Origin of the sequence: Paraburkholderia agricolaris, assembly GCF_009455635.1 — a bacterium.
Lineage (GTDB): Bacteria > Pseudomonadota > Gammaproteobacteria > Burkholderiales > Burkholderiaceae > Paraburkholderia > Paraburkholderia agricolaris.
Genome location: NZ_QPER01000001.1, coordinates 3,021,236 through 3,037,177, shown reverse-complemented (window position 1 = coordinate 3,037,177; position 15,942 = coordinate 3,021,236). Strand labels below are relative to the sequence as shown.

Here is a 15,942-nt window from a genome sequence, read left to right as displayed (position 1 = left end):
GCGGAAGCTTTCGATACCCCGGTCAGGCACGCGAAACGCGTCAGGCCGACGCTTCGCGCAACAGCGCGAGGCAGTGGCGCTTGATCTCGATGAATTGCGCGTCGGTCGTGGTCTCGTCGTCGCGAGGGCGGTTCAATGTGACGCGCAAATCGGCGACGATGCGCGCGGGGCGCTGCGACAGCACCAGGATGCGGTCGGCGAGAAACAGCGCTTCGTCGATATCGTGCGTGACGAACAGCACCGTGGTACGGATCTGTGTCCACACGTCGAGCAGCAGTGTTTGCATCATGCGGCGCGTTTGCGCGTCGAGCGCGCCGAACGGTTCGTCCATCAGCAGCACGCGTGGCCGGTTGATCAGCGCGCGGGCGATTTCCACGCGCTGCTGCATGCCGCCCGACAATTGCGCCGGATAGCGCGTGCCGAACCCGCTTAAACCCACCAGGTCGAGCAGCTCGGCGGCTTGACGGTGGCGCTCATCGGCCGGGAGTCCTTTCATCTTCAGGCCGAATGCGACGTTGTCGATTACGCGCTTCCACGGAAAAAGCGTGTGCTGCTGAAACACGAGACCGCGTTCCGGATGCGGGCGCACGACCCGTTCACCGTCGACGACAATCTCGCCCGCACTGGCTGCCACGTGTCCGGCGAGTGCCGCCAGCAGCGTGGATTTTCCGCATCCCGAGGGGCCCAGTACACAGACGAGTTCGCCCGGTTCGACGCTGAAATCCAGTTGATCGAGCGCGGTGAACCGCTGTTCGCGCACGCCGACGTCGACGCTCAACGCGCGCACGTCGATGCGGCCAGGCGGTTTCGATTGCAATTCGGTGCTCATCGCTGCGATGCCTCCATCCGGTACCACGGTATCAGCGCCAGCCCGGCGCGCCTCACCAGCACACTGCTGCCCATACCCAATGCGCCGATCAGCAGCATGCCGACGACGATGTCCGCATAGTTCTGCAACGTGTACGACTCCCACGTGAAATAGCCGATCCCGTACTGACCGGCGATCATCTCGGCGGTGACGAGACAGAACCATGCGGTTCCCATGCCGATTGACAGACCCGTGACGATAGCGGGCGCCGCGCCCGGCAAGATCACTTCGCCAAATAGCGCCGCGCCGCGTGTGCCGAGCGAACGGGCGGTTGCCACCAGCCGTGGATCGACCCCTTCCACGCCATGGATCGTATTCAGCAAAATCGGAAACAGTGCGCCAATGAAGGTGATGAACATCATGCTCATCTCCGATGAAGGAAACATCAGGATCGCAAGCGGGATCCACGCAACCGCGGGAATCGGCCGCAGTACTTCGAGCGGGGGCAGCACCGCGTCCTCGAAAGCGCGATAGCGCCCGATTGCAAGTCCCAGCCCGATACCCACGGCGCTCGCCGCGACAAAGCCCACCAGCACGCGCATCACGCTGGACAGCAGGTGCATCGGCAATTTGGGCGAGTGGAACAGGGCCCAGGCCGCGGGCACCACGTCACTTGGCGCGGGCACGTTGGCGAACGTCACAAGCCCGAACGAGACATGATGCTCGGCCAGCACTTGCCAGATGCCGACACACACCAGAACCGATACGAACCTGGCCGCCACACGTGCGAGACGTGCCGGATTCCAGTTCCGCCGGACGGCGGCGCTGTGTCGAACGCTGGTATTCTCCGTGGCGTCGAGAATGGCTGACATCGAGGACTCCCGTGATTGGATGAACGTCGCAGGACGATCGGTTAGCGTGCCGCGACCGCTTGCGTCGCATCGGTCTTCGCGGCGGCGAAATCCACTACGTTGCCGTTCACCTGTTTCGCGTAGCGATCGGCGTTGTCTTTCAGCAGGAAGGCGTTGATGTTGCCCTTGGCGTCCTTCACGTACCACGCCTGATTGGCGAACAGCTTCAAGCCGCTCGAACGATCCTGCACGTAGACCACGCGAGCTTTCTTGCCGCCTTGCTCCAGCGTGTTGAGCGCCGCGAAGGCCTCCTGCGCCGATGCATAGTTGCGCACCTTGCCTTCGCCATCGAGCCAGACCTGCGTCACACTGCGAAAATCGGTGATGAGTTTGCCGGTTTGCACGTCATTGGCAACGAGTGGCTGTTTCGCGTAGTTCCTGAGGGCCGCGTCGTAGTTCAGTCCCGATTGTCTGAATGCTTCGCGCAGATAGCGGTCGTCGATGAACGTGTTGACATCCAGATCGACGTCGGTCTTTTTCAGCAGCTTGAGTGTGCTGATCGCCGTGACAGTTGCCTGCCGGTATTCGGGCTTCCATGTGAGATCGCGCGTCTGCAGACCGAGCGGCCCGTGGAACAGATAATTGACCTCAGCGTCGATGCCGGTGACCTTCTGGATCAACTGGCTGTATTTCTCGGGATCTTGCGCAAACAGCTGATTCGCCTCGATCACCGCGCGCAGATACGCGACCACAACTTCCGGATAGCGCTTCGCATAGTCGGCGTCGACGAGCGTGCCGTGGAAGGTCGGCGCGTGGGTCTGCGCACCGTCGTAGATCTTGCGCGCGAAACCGCGGAACGGAAACAGTTCGGCGAACGGCACGAAGTCGGCGTGTGCGTCGATCTTATGCGCCTTCAACGCACTACCGGCCACTTCGGGCGACTGCGTGATGATGTTGACGTCGGTGTCGGGATTCCAGCCTTGCGCCTTGATGGCCCGCAGCAACATGCCGTGCGCCGCCGAGGCGAACGGCACCGAGATCGTCTTGCCTTTCAGATCGGCGATCGAACGGATGGACGAGTCGTCCGGCACGACGATGCCATTGCCGCTGCCGTCGATACTGCCTGAGAGTACCGTGATGAAGATGCTTTTCCTGCCGGCCTTCTGGAAGGCTGCTCCGTTCAACGAGCCGGGGAAATCCGCCATCGATCCGAAGTCGAGTTTGCCCGCCACCATTTCGTTGGTCATCGGCGCACCGGAGGTGAAGTCTTTCCATTGCACGTCGTACTTGACGTCTTTGTACTTGCCGTCGTGCGGCAGATATTTATCGAGCAGATTCAGCTCGCGGATCAGCAGGCCGCCGGACGCGCAATTGATCGTCGTGTCCTGCGTGCCGATCGCGACGCGAATTGTCTCGGCGCGCGCCGCGCCCGCTGTGAGTGAAAACAGGCCGCTCGCGAGAAGGGCCGCGGCAAGCAATTGACGACGTTTCATGAGTTAAGCCCCGGTTGATAGGGAAACAACGTTTTGGTCTGAGTGAGTGGCTGCTAGCGCAGCAGATACGGAATATCGACCCTGACCGCATCGGTCGGGCAATCTTTTTCACACGGCATGCAGTACCAGCATTCGTCGAACTTCATATAGGCCTTGCCCTTGGTCAGATCGATCGCGAGCAGGTCGAGCGGGCAGACATCCACGCAGACGGTGCAGCCTTTGTCCGCGATGCATTTGTCTTCGTCGATCGTGACCGGCGCGGCGCTGCGCTGGAAAATGTTGTGCGGTGTCGTAGACATGGTGGCTCCTCAAGCGTCGGCGAGCGCCGGCTCGCCGATCCGCAGGTTCTGATAGGCCTGACTTTCGTGGTCGTCGAGCGGCACCACATACGGTTCTATGGCGCGTTTCTCGCTGACCATGCGGCCCGTTGCGTCTTTCTTCAGATGCGTGTGGCAGAACCATTCCGCGTCGTTGCGTTGCGGATAATCGACGCGATGGTGGTACAGCCCCCAGCGGCTTTCCGTGCGATACAGCGAAGCGTGCGCCGCCATTTCGGCGCAATCGCGAATCGCCCGCACCTCCGCGGCGCGCATCAGTTCGTGCGGATTGTCGGCCTTGATCTGATCGATGTCGGCCGCGATTTCAGCGAAACGTTGCAGGCCGATCTCCATCTTGCGCGTGACCTTCGGCGGCTGAAGATAGTCGTTCACCATGCGGCGCAGCTTGTACTCGACTTGCGCCGGTGCGAGCCCCGTGTCGCGTTCGAGCGGGGCATAGATTCGCGCCCGTTCCGATTCCACTTGCGCGCTATCGAGCGCCGCATGCTCGCGGCCGTCGATGTATTGCGCCGCGTTCTGCCCGGCGAACCAGCCGTACGTGAAGGCGCCTAGCATGTAGTTGTGCGGCACGGCGGCCATGTCCCCGGCAGCGTAGAGGCCCGCGACAGTAGTCTCCGCGCGCTCGTTCACATAGACCCCGGAGGCACTGTGGCCGCTGCAGAAACCGATCTCCGAGATGTGCATTTCGATCATCTGCTGGCGGTAATCGGTGCCGCGTCCTGCGTGAAACCGTCCCCGGCTCGGGCGTTCATTCGTGTGCAGAATCTGCTCGATGGTCTGAATGGTTTCTTCGGCGAGATGGTCGAGCTTCAGAAACACCGGCCCATTGCCGCTTTGGAGTTCCTGATAGAACTCCCACATCATCTGGCCGCTCCAGTAATCGCACTCGATAAAACGCTCGCCCTTGCCATTCGCGGTGAAGCCGCCGAGCGGGCCCGTCACATAAGCGCAAGCGGGGCCGTTGTAATCCTTGATCAGCGGGTTGATCTGGAAGCACTCGAGGTTCGCCAGCGCGGCGCCCGCGTGATACGCCATCGCGTAGCCGTCGCCGGCGTTGGTGGGATTCTCGTAGGTACCCATCAGGTATCCCGACGAGGGCAAGCCTAGCCGGCCCGCCGCTCCGCAGCAGAGAATCACGGCCTTGGCGCGCACGACATAAAAATCCGCCGTACGGCAATCGAAACCCAGTACGCCGCAGGCACGGCCTTGCGCGTCGGTCAGAACGCGTGTGACGACAATACGATTGGTGATCGGAATGCGCGCGCGTTTGAGCTGCCGGTAGAGCACCTTCTTGATGTCATGGCCCTCCGGCATCGGCAGAACATAGGAGCCCATGTGATGCACTTTCTTGACCGCGTAGTCGCCCGTACCGTCTTTTTCGAACTTCACGCCCCAGCGGTCGAGTTCCTCGATGGTCCTGAAACTGTGCCGGGCGTAGGCGTAGACGGCAGCCTGATCGACAATGCCGTCGTTGGCGATGGTGATTTCCCTGGTGTATTGCTCCGGTGTGGCATGGCCGGGGATGATGGCGTTATTCAGACCGTCCATACCCATCGAGATCGCGCCGCTGCGTTTGACGTTGGCCTTCTCCAGCAGCAACACTTTCAGGTTCGGATTCTGTTCCTTTGCCTTGACGGCAGCCATAGGGCCGGCCGTGCCGCCGCCCACGACGACCAGGTCGTACTCGATCACGTGCGTACTCATTTGCGTGTTCATTCGCGTATTCATTTCGTCTTCCTTGTGCTTTTCTTCTCTTTCTGACGGTCGATGCGAAAGCGGTATTGAAACGCGTCGCCGCGGAAATAGAGGTATTCGTAGTCGATTGGCGTGCCGTCCGCGCTATGTGTAAGACGTTCGATGCGCAGCACGGGGCTGCCTTCTTCAACATTCAGGGCCTCGACGATTTCATCGTCGGCGAGAATCGCGTCGATGGAGATGTCGGCGTGGCCGAGCGGCACGGCGCAGTCGTTCTCGAGAATCAGGAAGATGTCGCGCGTGACGAGGTCCGCGCCGGCGAGGCGTTTGCCCAATGCTTCCGGCACCCACGTGATTTCGAGCGACACCGGTTCGCGATTGAGCAGACGCACCCGATGGATTTCGGCGACCTTCGTGCCTTCCGGCAGTTGCAGGCGGCTTGCGATGTGCGCGGTGGCCGGGATGAAGCGGATATGTTTGAGCTGGTTGACGATTTCATAGCCCATCGACGACATCGCCTCGGCAAAGCCTTGCAACGCGCTGACGTTCTGGAACGCTTTCGGCTTGGCGACAAAGGTACCCTTGCCGTGAAGCTTGAAAACGAGGCCTTCCTTTTGCAGATCGCCGAGCGCTTGCCGCACGGTGATGCGGCTGACGTTGAACATCGTGCAGAGGTCGCTTTCGGACGGCATCTGCGAATGGGCCGGATAGGTGCCGTCGAGAATGCGCGCGCGCAACGCCGTCTTGATCTGCTCGTAGAGCGGGGCGGCGGAAAGCGGCAGCACGTTGGCCGGGTCGGGTTTCAGCATGATCTGTGGGGTATCCGTACTTGTTATGACAAGTTGCAGCACAGTCTAGTGATGGAGCCGCGGCGGGCGAACGAAGATTTTGTGCTTTGTATTTCTGCGGGAGAGCTTTCGGCGTGCCGGTTAGCGCCGGCGCCCGGCGCAGCGGGTTCAGCAGGTTGATACGGGTGGGTGCAAAGCGGTGGGCGGCGCCAAGCAGCCTTGGTGAAGGCCGATTAAACTGGCCCGACCTGTTTGCGATGGAGCTTGCTACATGTCACGTCAGCTTCGCCTCGGCGCTTTCATGCGTCCGACAACCATTCATACCGGCGCATGGCGCTATCCTGGCGCCTATCCCGATGCCAACTTCAACTTCACGCATCTGAAGCGCTTCGCGCAGACGCTCGAGCGTGGCCGCTTCGACGCGTTTTTCATGGCCGACCACCTCGCGGTGCTCAACATGCCGCTCGACGCGCTCAAGCATAGCCACACGGTGACCTCGTTCGAACCGCTGACGCTGCTGCCCGCGCTGGCCGCGGTCACGGAACGGTTGGGACTCGTTGCAACCGCGTCCACCACGTTCGACGCGCCTTATCACGTCGCCAGACGTTTTGCGTCGCTCGACCATATCAGCGGCGGCCGGGCGGGATGGAATCTCGTGACGACGTCGAATCCCGATGCCGCGCTCAATTTCGGCCTCGACGAGCATGTCGAGCACGACGAACGCTACCGGCGTGCCCGCGAGTTCTTCGATGTGGTCACGGGCCTCTGGGACAGTTGGGCCGACGATGCCTTTATCCGCGATACGGAAACCGGCACATTCTTCGATCCGCAAAAGCTCCATGTGCTGAACTACAGGAGCGAGAACTTCTCGGTGCGCGGGCCGTTGAATATTGCCCGTCCGATTCAGGGGTGGCCCGTCATCGTGCAGGCCGGTTCATCGGAAGCAGGGCGCCAGATCGCGGCTGAGACCGCCGAGGTGGTGTTCACCGCGCAAAGCCTGCTGGCCGACGGCAAGCGCTTCTATGCCGATGTGAAAGGCCGGATGGAAAAGCTTGGCCGGGCACGCGATCACATGAAAATCTTGCCGGCCGCTTTCGTGGTGGTGGGCGATACGTTGGAGGAGGCTCAGGAAATCCGCGCGCGGCTCGATACCTTCGTTCACTACGAGAGCGGAATCGCTTCGCTGTCGATCGCATTGGGGCACGACGTGTCCGGTTTCGATCCGGACGGTCCGTTGCCCGAGATTCCGGAGACCAATGCAAGCCGGACTGCACGGCAACGGGTAGTGGAATGGGCGCAGCGCGACGGGCTGACGATTCGTCAACTCGCCCAGCGTATTGGCGGATACTCAGGGCTCGAGATGGTCGGCACGGCGAAAACGATTGCCGATCAGATGGAGCAATGGCTGGTGGAGGAGGGCTCGGACGGGTTCAACGTGATGTTCCCGTATCTGCCGGGCGGCCTTGACGACTTCGTGGATAAAGTCATTCCTGAATTGCAAAGACGCGGCCTGTTTCGGCGCGAATACGAAGGCACGACGCTGCGCGAGAATCTGGGATTGCCACGGCCTGACAACCGGTTTTTTGCCCGCTGAGATGAGCGAATCACTGAACCATCATTCGACTTATTTCACGTCGCGTTCGACAGGTAGTGCAAGCCCGCGCTGAACAGGCACGGGCTTGGCAGGACCCGCCAGCCTTACGCGGTCTCGGCCGCTTCCCGCGGGTGCAGGTGGCGGCTGAAAGGGCGTTGCAGCCTGAAGTGTTCGCGCAGCGTACGCCCTTCGTAGTCAGTGCGGAAAATGCCGCGCTGCTGCAGCAGCGGAACCACGCCATCAGTGAAGTCCTGCAAGCCACCCGGCAGCACATCCGGCATCAGATTGAAACCGTCGGCGGCGCCGCCTTTGAACCAGTGCTCGATGTCGTCGGCAATCTGTTCCGGCGTGCCGACGACCACACGATGTCCGCCACCGCCCGCCAGCGCGCGGATCAACTGGCGCGCGGTGTAGCCGTGCGTGCGCGCCTGCGCGAGCGTGGCGTGGAAGAACGTGTGATTGCCGTTGCCGCCGCCGGGCAACGAGAGATCGTCCGGCAGGCGTTCGTCGAGTTTCAGGCGCTCGACGCTGATGCCCAGTATGCCGGCTAGCCGGGTGAGGCTGTAGCTCCATGGAATCAGATCGACCAGTTCATCGCGGCGGCGCAAAGCCTCGGCTTCGGTTGCGCCGATGATGGTCGTGAGACCGGGTAGCACGCGAATCGCATCGTTGCCGCGTCCCCACGCTGCCGCGCGAGATTTCAGTTCGCGCGCATAGGCGGCGGCTTCGTCGAACGACTGTGACGCGGAGAACACCGCTTCCGCGTGCCGCGCTGCGAGTTCGCGTCCGTCGGCCGAGCCGCCGGCCTGGATCAGCACCGGGTGCCCCTGGGCGCTACGCGGCAGATTGAACGGGCCATCGACGCTGAAGTATTTGCCGCGATGGTCGATGCGATGCACCTTCGTGGCGTCGATGAAACGGCCGCTCGTCTTGTCGCCGATAAAGGCGTCGTCTTCCCAGCTATCCCACAGCGCCTTCACCACCTCGGTGAACTCGGCTGCGCGCTCGTAGCGTTGCGCATGGTCGGGCACCGCCTCGCGCCCAAAATTGCGGGCTGAGCCGAGATCGGCGGTCGTCACGATGTTCCAGCCTGCGCGGCCCGCACTGAGCTGATCGAGCGTGGCAAAGCGGCGTGCGATGTTATACGGCTCGTTATAACTCGTCGATGCCGTGCCGATGACGCCGATATGCGTCGTGGCCGCGGCAATGCCGGCGAGCAGCACGGTCGGCTCAAGCGCCGTGATCGGGCGGAAATCGATCTGGTCGGCAATCGACGCGTTATCCGCGAGAAACACCGCATCGAATTTCGCGGCCTCGGCAATCTGCGCGACGCGAACGTAGTGAGCTATATCGACAAAAGCGCGCGGATCGGCTTCCTGTGTACGCCATGCGGAAGGGACAAAACCGGAGTGGAGGATGTTGACGTTCAGATGAAGCTGACGGGGCGGGTCGGTTCTCATGGTCTTGTCGAATGCGGGAGCAGCCAGCAACGAACGAGCGCGCTGAGCGATCCGTCCATTGTCGAGGAGCGGATGGTTCGCGACCACGAAGGAATTGTGGCATCGATATGCCCGGGCAGACTAAGCGCGCGGCAAGGACCGCTGTTGCCGCGTAATTCAAAGCACCTGCTTGCGAAAAGCCTACGGTTCGCCGCGTGCGACGCTTTGCATATCAGAACAAATTGGTTCTCCGCGCATCCCGCCCAGGCAGACAATCATTCCCGGATGACGGACGGTGCGCATGTTTCGCGCATTCCTGCCGGATCGTCACCACTTTCTCAGGCACATGACGCTCCTCATGAAATCGACCAGATCAGCGCTTCCTGACGGCACGGAGAACGTTTCGCGCCCGAACGAGCCGATCCTGACTGCCTCCGCGCTCACGAAGCACTTTGGTGCAACCGTCGCGCTATCGAAACTCGATTTCTCGATCCACCCTGGCGAAGTCGTCGCGTTGATGGGCGCCAACGGGGCGGGCAAATCCACACTCGTCAAAATCCTCAGCGGCGTGTACGCGCCTGACGGCGGGACCCTGACGCTGCAGGGCAAACCGTATCGGCCCACATCGCCTCAGGCGGCCAAACAACTGGGCATTGCCACGGTGCATCAGTCGATCGCCGACGCGGTGGTACCGGCACTGTCGATCGCGGATAACCTGTTGCTCGACCGCCTGTGCGATCGGGCGTCGCCCTGGCGCGTGCCGCCGGCAGCACGGCGCGAGGCGGCAAGACCGCTGGCTGAGCGGGTCGGGCTGGATGCCGATCTGTCGGCACCGCTTGCCTCGCTGTCGCTCGCGAATCAGCAACTCGTCACGTTGGCGCGCGCGCTGGCCGCATGCCCGAGGTTGCTGGTTCTCGATGAACCCACCGCCAGCCTGTCCGCCGCCGAAGCCGAGCGGTTGTTCATGCGGCTTGAGCCATTGCGGGAAGAAGGCGTCGCGATTCTGCTGGTGTCGCACCGGCTGGGCGATTTGAGGCGTATGGCGAACCGGGTGGCAATCGTACGCGACGGACATCTCGTCGCCGACCTGCATCCTCCAATCGATTTCGACGCTGCCGTCGAGACGATGATTGGACGGCCCCTGCCACAGGGCCGAAACCAGCAGACCAGGGCGGCACAGGGCGGCGCCACGCTTGAACCCTGTTTCAGCGTGCACGACTTCCAGTTGACGCCGGCCAGCCTGCCATTCGATCTCGACGTCCGGCGCGGCGAGATCGTCGCGATCGCCGGGCCGGTAGGCGGCGGCAAATCGCGTCTCGCCAGAGCGATCTTTGGTGCGGCGCGCGCCAGTAGCGGCCGGATGGTGCTCGACGGCAAACCATGGCGCCCCCGTTCTCCGGCCGACGCGATTCGCGCCGGTGTGTTCCTCGCCGGCGAAGATCGCTGGCGCACCTCGTTGTTTCCCGACAGCGTGCCGTTTGCATCGATCGCGGGCACGCTCAGCTTTCCGTTTCTGTCGCACTGGTTCGGGCGCGGCGCGATACGTGAGACGGTAGAGCGCGATGCCGCGAGCGCAGCGATCAAAACCTTCGGCATTCGTTGCACCGGTCCCGACGACCGGCTGACGCGCCTGTCCGGCGGCAATCAGCAGAAAGTCGTGCTTGCGCGCTGGCATGTCGAACGCGCGCGCCTGTTGCTGCTCGACGAACCGTTTCAGGGCGTCGACGCCGGCGCGCGCGCCGATATCGTCGATACCTTGCGGCGGCATGCTCGCGAACGGGCGACGATCGTGTTCGTCAGCGATCTCGAAGAAGCGCTGGAGATTGCGGATCGCGTCGTGCGCTTCGATCGGGCGACGCTGGAACGCTCAACGATTCACTCCACAGTTCAGTTAACTGCTCAATCCCCCACGACGTGAACGCCAAATCTGATCCATGAAACCCCTCGCACCTTCTATCGACGCTCACGCGGCATCCGGCCAACCGGCGCAGTCAGCATGGCGGCGCTTGCGCGATCATCTGGAGCGTACCGGCATCCTGCTCGTGCTGGCGATTCTGATTGTGGTGTTCGCCGCCAGGGAGCCCGCTTTCCTGAACATCGACAATCTGTTCAGCATTCTTCAGGCCGTCTCGATCGTGGCCTTGCTCGGCATTGGCGTGACCGTCACCCTGGCCGCGGGCGGCTTCGATCTTTCGGTGGGCAGCGTGGCTGCGTCGGCGCAGATGGCGGCCAGCTACGTGCTGATTGTCTGGCATGGCAGCGCGCTCGCAGCGGTGGCCGCCTGCGTGGCGCTCGGCGTCGCGGCCGGCCTGTTCAACGGTTTGCTGATCACGCGGCTGCGGGTGCCGGACCAGCTGGCCACGCTTGGCACGCTGTTCCTGCTGGCCGGCCTGCAACTGATACCGACGGGCGGCCGCTCACTGGCAACCGGTACCGTGTTGCCCGACGGCACGGAGGCGAGCGGTACGTTCTCCGACGCGTTTCTGGCTCTGGGGCGTCTGCGTCTGTTCGACGTCGTGCCGTTGCCCGTCGTGATTCTCGCCGTGCTGACGGTGCTGGCCTGCCTCGTCATGGAGGCGACGCGCTGGGGCCGGGTGATCTATGCGATCGGCGGCAATGAGACGGCCGCGCGGCTGGCGGGTGCGCCCACGGCCCGCTACCGGATCGCGGCCTATGTCGCCTCGGGCGCGATTGCGTCGTTGGGCGGGGTGCTGATCGCGGCGCGGGTCGGGCGGGGCGACGTCAGCGCGGGTCACTCCCTGCTGCTCGACGCCGTGGCGGCTGCGCTGATGGGCTATGCGGTGTGGGGCGCGAAGCGGCCCAACGTGTTTGGCACCGTAGTGGGGGCCGTGTTCGTCGGCGTGCTGCTCAACGGCTTGACCATGCTGAATGCACCGTATTACATGCAGGATTTCATCAAGGGCGCGCTACTGGTTCTTGCGCTGGCGTTCACCTTCAGTGTCGGACGGCCTGCCGACTCACGGGCGTGAACCGCGCGTGCCGCCGAAAGTTGTTTGCCATCCGAAGGAATATCGATTGCCGAATCGTTCAGTTTGCGCGTGCGGTGTCCGCTGATAGATTGAGCGCACAGTCATTCGAGCGGAGATTTCCATGGCAGAGCTTGGCGAAGCGGCTTCATCGAACACGCATAGTGAGAGTCGGCATACGGTGCGTGTAATCGCCGATGACGCGCAGGCCATCGCGGTGGCCCACGAGCTTGCGGGCCGCCTCGCGCAAGGCGCCGCCGGGCGCGATAGCGAACGCCGTTTGCCCCGCGAGGAGATCGAATGGTTTTCGCAGTCGGGGCTGTGGGCCATCACAGTGCCGAAGGAATACGGCGGCGCGGGCGTCTCTTTCGTAACCTTAACGGAAGTCGTCAAGATCATTGCAGCAGCGGATCCGTCGCTCGGGCAGTTGCCGCAGAATCATTTCGGCCTCGTCGACGTGATCGCGCTCACCGGCACGCAGGAGCAGAAAAAGTATTTCTTCGCCCAGGTGCTGGCCGGTAAGCGTTTCGGCAACGGTTTTTCGGAGAAGGGCACGAAGAACGTGCTCGACCTGAAGACGAGCGTGAAGCAGGACGGCGGCGAGTACGTTGTCGATGGCACCAAGTTCTATTCGACCGGTGCGCTGTTTGCCGACTTCGTCCCCGTGCTGGGGCTCGACGGCGAGCGCAAAGGCTGGCTCGCCTACATTCCAAAGGGCACCCCCGGGTTGACCGTGATCGACGACTGGTCGGGCTTCGGTCAGCGCACCACCGCAAGCGGCACCGTGGTGCTGGAAAACGTGCGCGTGCCGGCCTCGCATGTGCTGCCGGCGCACCGTGTGTCCGATTATCCGACGCTCAACGGTCCGATCTCCCAGATCATTCAGGCCGCCATCGACGCGGGCATCGCGAGAGCCGCGCTCGACGATACGCTGACGTTCGTTCGCGAGCGCTCGCGGCCCTGGATCGACAGTGGCGTCGAGCGCGCAAGCGACGATCCGCTGACTGTGCGCGAGATCGGTCGTTTGCATATCCAGTTGCACGCCGCAGAAGCTTTGCTCGAACGCGCCGCGCGTGTCATCGACGAGATTGCAGCAAAGGCTGAAACAAGCGAAGACGACGTGGCACGCGCATCGGTCGCGGTGGGCGAAGCGAAAGTGCTGACGACCGAAACCGCGTTGCTGGCAGGCGAAAAACTGTTCGAGCTGGCCGGTACCCAGGCGACGCTCGGCGAACACAATCTCGACAGGCACTGGCGCAACGCACGCGTTCACACCTTGCATGATCCGGTGCGCTGGAAGTATCACCTGGTCGGTAATTACTATCTGAACGGCGTCAAGCCGGCACGTCATCCCTGGAATTGACGCCAACCGCAATCCCTAACCGAACTCGATCATGGCCAGAGAAATCCGCCTCAACGCATTCGACATGAATTGCGTGGGGCATCAGTCGCCGGGCTTGTGGGCGCATCCGCGCGACACGTCCTGGCGTTACAGGCAACTCGACTACTGGACCGATCTCGCGAAACTGCTCGAACGCGGCAAGTTCGACGGACTGTTCATTGCCGACGTGCTGGGCATTTACGACGTTTTCAACGGCAATGCGGAAGCCGCGATCCGGCAGGCCGCGCAAGTGCCGGTCAACGATCCTGTTCTGCTCGTCTCGGCAATGGCCAATGTGACCGAGCACCTCGGCTTCGGGGTGACCTGTTCGCTTTCGTACGAGCATCCCTATCCATTCGCGCGGCGCATGTCGACACTCGACCACCTGACCAACGGCCGGGTTGGCTGGAACATCGTGACGTCGTATCTGGACAGCGCGGCACGGAATGTCGGCCTGCCTGCGCAGGCCAACCATGACGAGCGCTACTCGCTCGCCGAGGAATACCTGGAGGTCTGCTACAAACTGTGGGAAGCCTCCTGGGAAGACGATGCCGTAGTGCGCGACGCCGTGCGGAAGGTCTTCACCGAGCCGTCGAAGGTCCATCCGATCAAGCACCGCGGGCAGTACTTCGACGTGCCAGGCATTCACCTGTGCGAACCGTCGCCGCAGCGCACGCCGGTGCTCTACCAGGCGGGCGCGTCGAAGCGGGGCAAGGACTTTGCCGCGCAGCACGCCGAGTGCGTCTTTATCGCCGCGCCGTCGCGCACGATCCTGAAGAACTTTGTCGCCGATATCCGGGCCCGCGTGAAGTCGTTCGGCCGCGATCCGCACGACGTGCTGATTTTCAACCTGCACACGGTGATTACGGGCAAGACGTCCGCGGATGCGCACGCGAAGCACGCCGACTATCGCCGCTATACGAGCGACGAGGGCGCGCTCGCGCTGATGTCGGGCTGGACCGGCATCGACCTGTCGAAGTACGACCTCGACGAACCGCTGCGTTATATCGAGAGCAATGCCGTGCAATCGGCCGTGGAGGCTTTGTCGAGCGCGGATCCGACGCGCGTGTGGACTGTGCGCGAGATTGCGAAGTGGGGCGGCATTGGCGGCCTCGGACCGCTTTCGGTGGGCAGCCCGCAGGAGATCGCCGACGAGTTGCAGTCGTGGGTCGAGGAGACCGACGTCGACGGTTTCAATCTCGCTTATGCATTGACTCACGAGAGCTTCGCGGATTTCGTCGACCTGGTTGTGCCCGAACTGCAACGGCGCGGCGTCTACAAGACCGATTACACCGCCGGCTCGCTGCGCGAAAAGCTGCATGGCCGTGGTCCGCGCCTGACCGAGCCGCATCCTGGCGCGGCCTATCGCGTCCGCACGCCGGCTCATGCCGGATAGCAGTGGCATGTTTATCACCACACCGTTACCACTATCACCTCGTCTATCAGGTTGGAGAGCATTGATGAACTTGTTTCTGCGTCGCAAGCCGGGTGTGCGCGCTTCTATGAGCACTGCTATGAGCGCTACTGTAAGCCACACGCTGCGCACACTCGCCCTGGCTGCGGCTACGCTGCTGGCCGGCGCCGCCGCATACGCGGCTCCGCTCAAAGGTGCGCCCGCGCCCTTCGACAAGGGCGGCGTGAAGGTCGCGCTCGTCAACTATCTGTCGACGGGCGATTTTTTCCAGGCCTATGAAGCCGGTGCGCAAAAGCAGGCCAAAGCGCTCGGCATCGATCTGCGCATCTACGAAGGCCGTCAGGATGCCGCCGAGCAACGTGAACAGATCCAGCAGGCGATCAGCCTCGGCGTGTCGGCGATTATCGTCAATCACGGTTTGCCGGAATCGCTCAAGGACGTCGTGCAGCGTGCATTGGATAAAGGCATCAAGGTCGTCGCGTTCGATGTCGATCTGGGCAACCCCAAGGTGCCGCAGATCGAGCAGAGCGATCGCGATCTGGCCTCGCTGCTGCTCGATCAGGCGTTGAAAGACAACGGCGATAACTTTGCCGCCGGCTATGTGTATGTGGCGGGCTTCGCACCGCTCGACCGGCGCGATGCGGTATGGCGTGACTTCAAGGCGGCTCATCCGAAGGTGCAGGAGAAGGCGCGCTGGGGCACGGTGGACAATCCGATCGCGCAGTCGGTGGCCAACCAGGCTAGCGCGGCCTATCGCGCCCATCCTGAGATTCGTGTGGTGTTCGCGCCTTACGACGAATTCGCGCGCGGCGCGAAACTTGCCGCGGACGAGGCGAATCTGGCGTCGAAGCTGCGCATCTACAGCGCCGATATTTCGACCTCCGATATCGAGGCGATCCGCGCGCCGAATAGCGCATGGGTGGCAACCGCGGCGACCAATCCGGCGGTGGTCGGCGCGGTGTCCGTGCGGGCGGCGGCCCTGCTGCTCGCGGGACAGACGCCCGAGCACCGGATCGTGGTCAAGCCGACGCTGATCACGCGCGACGATCTGGTGAAGAACAACATCAGGACGATCGCCGAACTCGGTGAAAAATTCCCGGCCTTCCGTTCGAGCGACGCTGCCACCGCGGCCTGGATCCCGGCGGCGGACTGAA

Annotated in this window: 13 protein-coding genes; 6 read left to right on the top strand and 7 right to left on the bottom strand. The window is 62.7% G+C overall.

The window, feature by feature from the left end; all coding sequences use genetic code 11:
* Positions 1–40: 40 nt before the first annotated feature.
* Genes GH665_RS13390 through GH665_RS13365 form a run of 6 tightly spaced genes read right to left on the bottom strand, consistent with a single transcriptional unit; the run spans position 41 to position 5,994 of the window.
* A complete protein-coding gene (locus GH665_RS13390) occupies positions 41–829 on the bottom strand; it encodes an ABC transporter ATP-binding protein (protein WP_153136268.1) in 789 nt (262 codons plus the stop codon).
* Positions 826–1,680, bottom strand: coding sequence for an ABC transporter permease (locus GH665_RS13385; protein ID WP_153136267.1), 855 nt, complete (start codon positions 1,678–1,680; stop codon positions 826–828). The genes GH665_RS13390 and GH665_RS13385 overlap by 4 nt, the downstream gene beginning before the upstream one ends.
* 41 nt (positions 1,681–1,721) lie before the next feature.
* Positions 1,722–3,152 (bottom strand): ABC transporter substrate-binding protein, encoded by a 1,431-nt coding sequence (locus tag GH665_RS13380; RefSeq protein WP_153136266.1) that lies wholly within the window; start codon positions 3,150–3,152, stop codon positions 1,722–1,724.
* A 53-nt stretch (positions 3,153–3,205) separates the two neighbouring features.
* Complete coding sequence (locus GH665_RS13375) at positions 3,206–3,451, bottom strand: 4Fe-4S dicluster domain-containing protein (protein ID WP_030102639.1); 246 nt, start codon at positions 3,449–3,451, stop codon at positions 3,206–3,208.
* A gap of 9 nt (positions 3,452–3,460) precedes the next feature.
* Entirely contained in the window at positions 3,461–5,194 is a 1,734-nt protein-coding gene (locus tag GH665_RS13370) for a fumarate reductase/succinate dehydrogenase flavoprotein subunit (RefSeq protein ID WP_153138439.1), read from the bottom strand.
* Between the two features lie 20 nt (positions 5,195–5,214).
* Complete coding sequence (locus GH665_RS13365; protein ID WP_028200646.1) at positions 5,215–5,994, bottom strand: GntR family transcriptional regulator; 780 nt, start codon at positions 5,992–5,994, stop codon at positions 5,215–5,217.
* 250 nt (positions 5,995–6,244) lie between these two features.
* Here GH665_RS13365 and GH665_RS13360 point away from each other — a divergent pair, with 250 nt between their 5' ends.
* Positions 6,245–7,567, top strand: coding sequence for an LLM class flavin-dependent oxidoreductase (locus GH665_RS13360; RefSeq protein WP_153136265.1), 1,323 nt, complete (start codon positions 6,245–6,247; stop codon positions 7,565–7,567).
* A 104-nt stretch (positions 7,568–7,671) separates the two neighbouring features.
* Here GH665_RS13360 and GH665_RS13355 read toward each other — a convergent pair whose 3' ends face one another.
* Positions 7,672–9,027: an LLM class flavin-dependent oxidoreductase gene (locus tag GH665_RS13355; protein WP_153136264.1), complete on the bottom strand. Its 1,356-nt coding sequence runs from the start codon at positions 9,025–9,027 to the stop codon at positions 7,672–7,674.
* Between the two features lie 337 nt (positions 9,028–9,364).
* Here GH665_RS13355 and GH665_RS13350 point away from each other — a divergent pair, with 337 nt between their 5' ends.
* From GH665_RS13350 to GH665_RS13330, 5 genes are all read left to right on the top strand, one after another.
* The gene (locus GH665_RS13350; RefSeq protein ID WP_153136263.1) at positions 9,365–10,924 is read left to right on the top strand and encodes a sugar ABC transporter ATP-binding protein; all 1,560 of its coding nucleotides are present in this window, start codon (positions 9,365–9,367) and stop codon (positions 10,922–10,924) included.
* Positions 10,925–10,940: 16 nt separating this feature from the next.
* Positions 10,941–11,996: an ABC transporter permease gene (locus GH665_RS13345; RefSeq protein ID WP_153136262.1), complete on the top strand. Its 1,056-nt coding sequence runs from the start codon at positions 10,941–10,943 to the stop codon at positions 11,994–11,996.
* Between the two features lie 121 nt (positions 11,997–12,117).
* Positions 12,118–13,356 (top strand): SfnB family sulfur acquisition oxidoreductase, encoded by a 1,239-nt coding sequence (locus tag GH665_RS13340; protein ID WP_153136261.1) that lies wholly within the window; start codon positions 12,118–12,120, stop codon positions 13,354–13,356.
* A 31-nt stretch (positions 13,357–13,387) separates the two neighbouring features.
* The gene (locus GH665_RS13335) at positions 13,388–14,770 is read left to right on the top strand and encodes an LLM class flavin-dependent oxidoreductase (RefSeq protein WP_153136260.1); all 1,383 of its coding nucleotides are present in this window, start codon (positions 13,388–13,390) and stop codon (positions 14,768–14,770) included.
* A 118-nt stretch (positions 14,771–14,888) separates the two neighbouring features.
* Positions 14,889–15,941: a substrate-binding domain-containing protein gene (locus GH665_RS13330; RefSeq protein WP_246216203.1), complete on the top strand. Its 1,053-nt coding sequence runs from the start codon at positions 14,889–14,891 to the stop codon at positions 15,939–15,941.
* Position 15,942: the final 1 nt, after the last annotated feature.

Excerpts from the sequence above, each read along its gene's own strand:
- GH665_RS13390 (WP_153136268.1), bottom strand. The coding sequence starts at position 829 with ATGAGCACCGAATTGCAATCGAAACCGCCTGGCCGCATCGACGTGCGC.
- GH665_RS13385 (WP_153136267.1), bottom strand. The coding sequence starts at position 1,680 with ATGTCAGCCATTCTCGACGCCACGGAGAATACCAGCGTTCGACACAGC.
- GH665_RS13380 (WP_153136266.1), bottom strand. The coding sequence starts at position 3,152 with ATGAAACGTCGTCAATTGCTTGCCGCGGCCCTTCTCGCGAGCGGCCTG.
- GH665_RS13375 (WP_030102639.1), bottom strand. The coding sequence starts at position 3,451 with ATGTCTACGACACCGCACAACATTTTCCAGCGCAGCGCCGCGCCGGTC.
- GH665_RS13370 (WP_153138439.1), bottom strand. The coding sequence starts at position 5,194 with ATGAGTACGCACGTGATCGAGTACGACCTGGTCGTCGTGGGCGGCGGC.
- GH665_RS13365 (WP_028200646.1), bottom strand. The coding sequence starts at position 5,994 with ATGCTGAAACCCGACCCGGCCAACGTGCTGCCGCTTTCCGCCGCCCCG.
- GH665_RS13360 (WP_153136265.1), top strand. The coding sequence starts at position 6,245 with ATGTCACGTCAGCTTCGCCTCGGCGCTTTCATGCGTCCGACAACCATT.
- GH665_RS13355 (WP_153136264.1), bottom strand. The coding sequence starts at position 9,027 with ATGAGAACCGACCCGCCCCGTCAGCTTCATCTGAACGTCAACATCCTC.
- GH665_RS13350 (WP_153136263.1), top strand. The coding sequence starts at position 9,365 with ATGAAATCGACCAGATCAGCGCTTCCTGACGGCACGGAGAACGTTTCG.
- GH665_RS13345 (WP_153136262.1), top strand. The coding sequence starts at position 10,941 with ATGAAACCCCTCGCACCTTCTATCGACGCTCACGCGGCATCCGGCCAA.
- GH665_RS13340 (WP_153136261.1), top strand. The coding sequence starts at position 12,118 with ATGGCAGAGCTTGGCGAAGCGGCTTCATCGAACACGCATAGTGAGAGT.
- GH665_RS13335 (WP_153136260.1), top strand. The coding sequence starts at position 13,388 with ATGGCCAGAGAAATCCGCCTCAACGCATTCGACATGAATTGCGTGGGG.
- GH665_RS13330 (WP_246216203.1), top strand. The coding sequence starts at position 14,889 with ATGAGCGCTACTGTAAGCCACACGCTGCGCACACTCGCCCTGGCTGCG.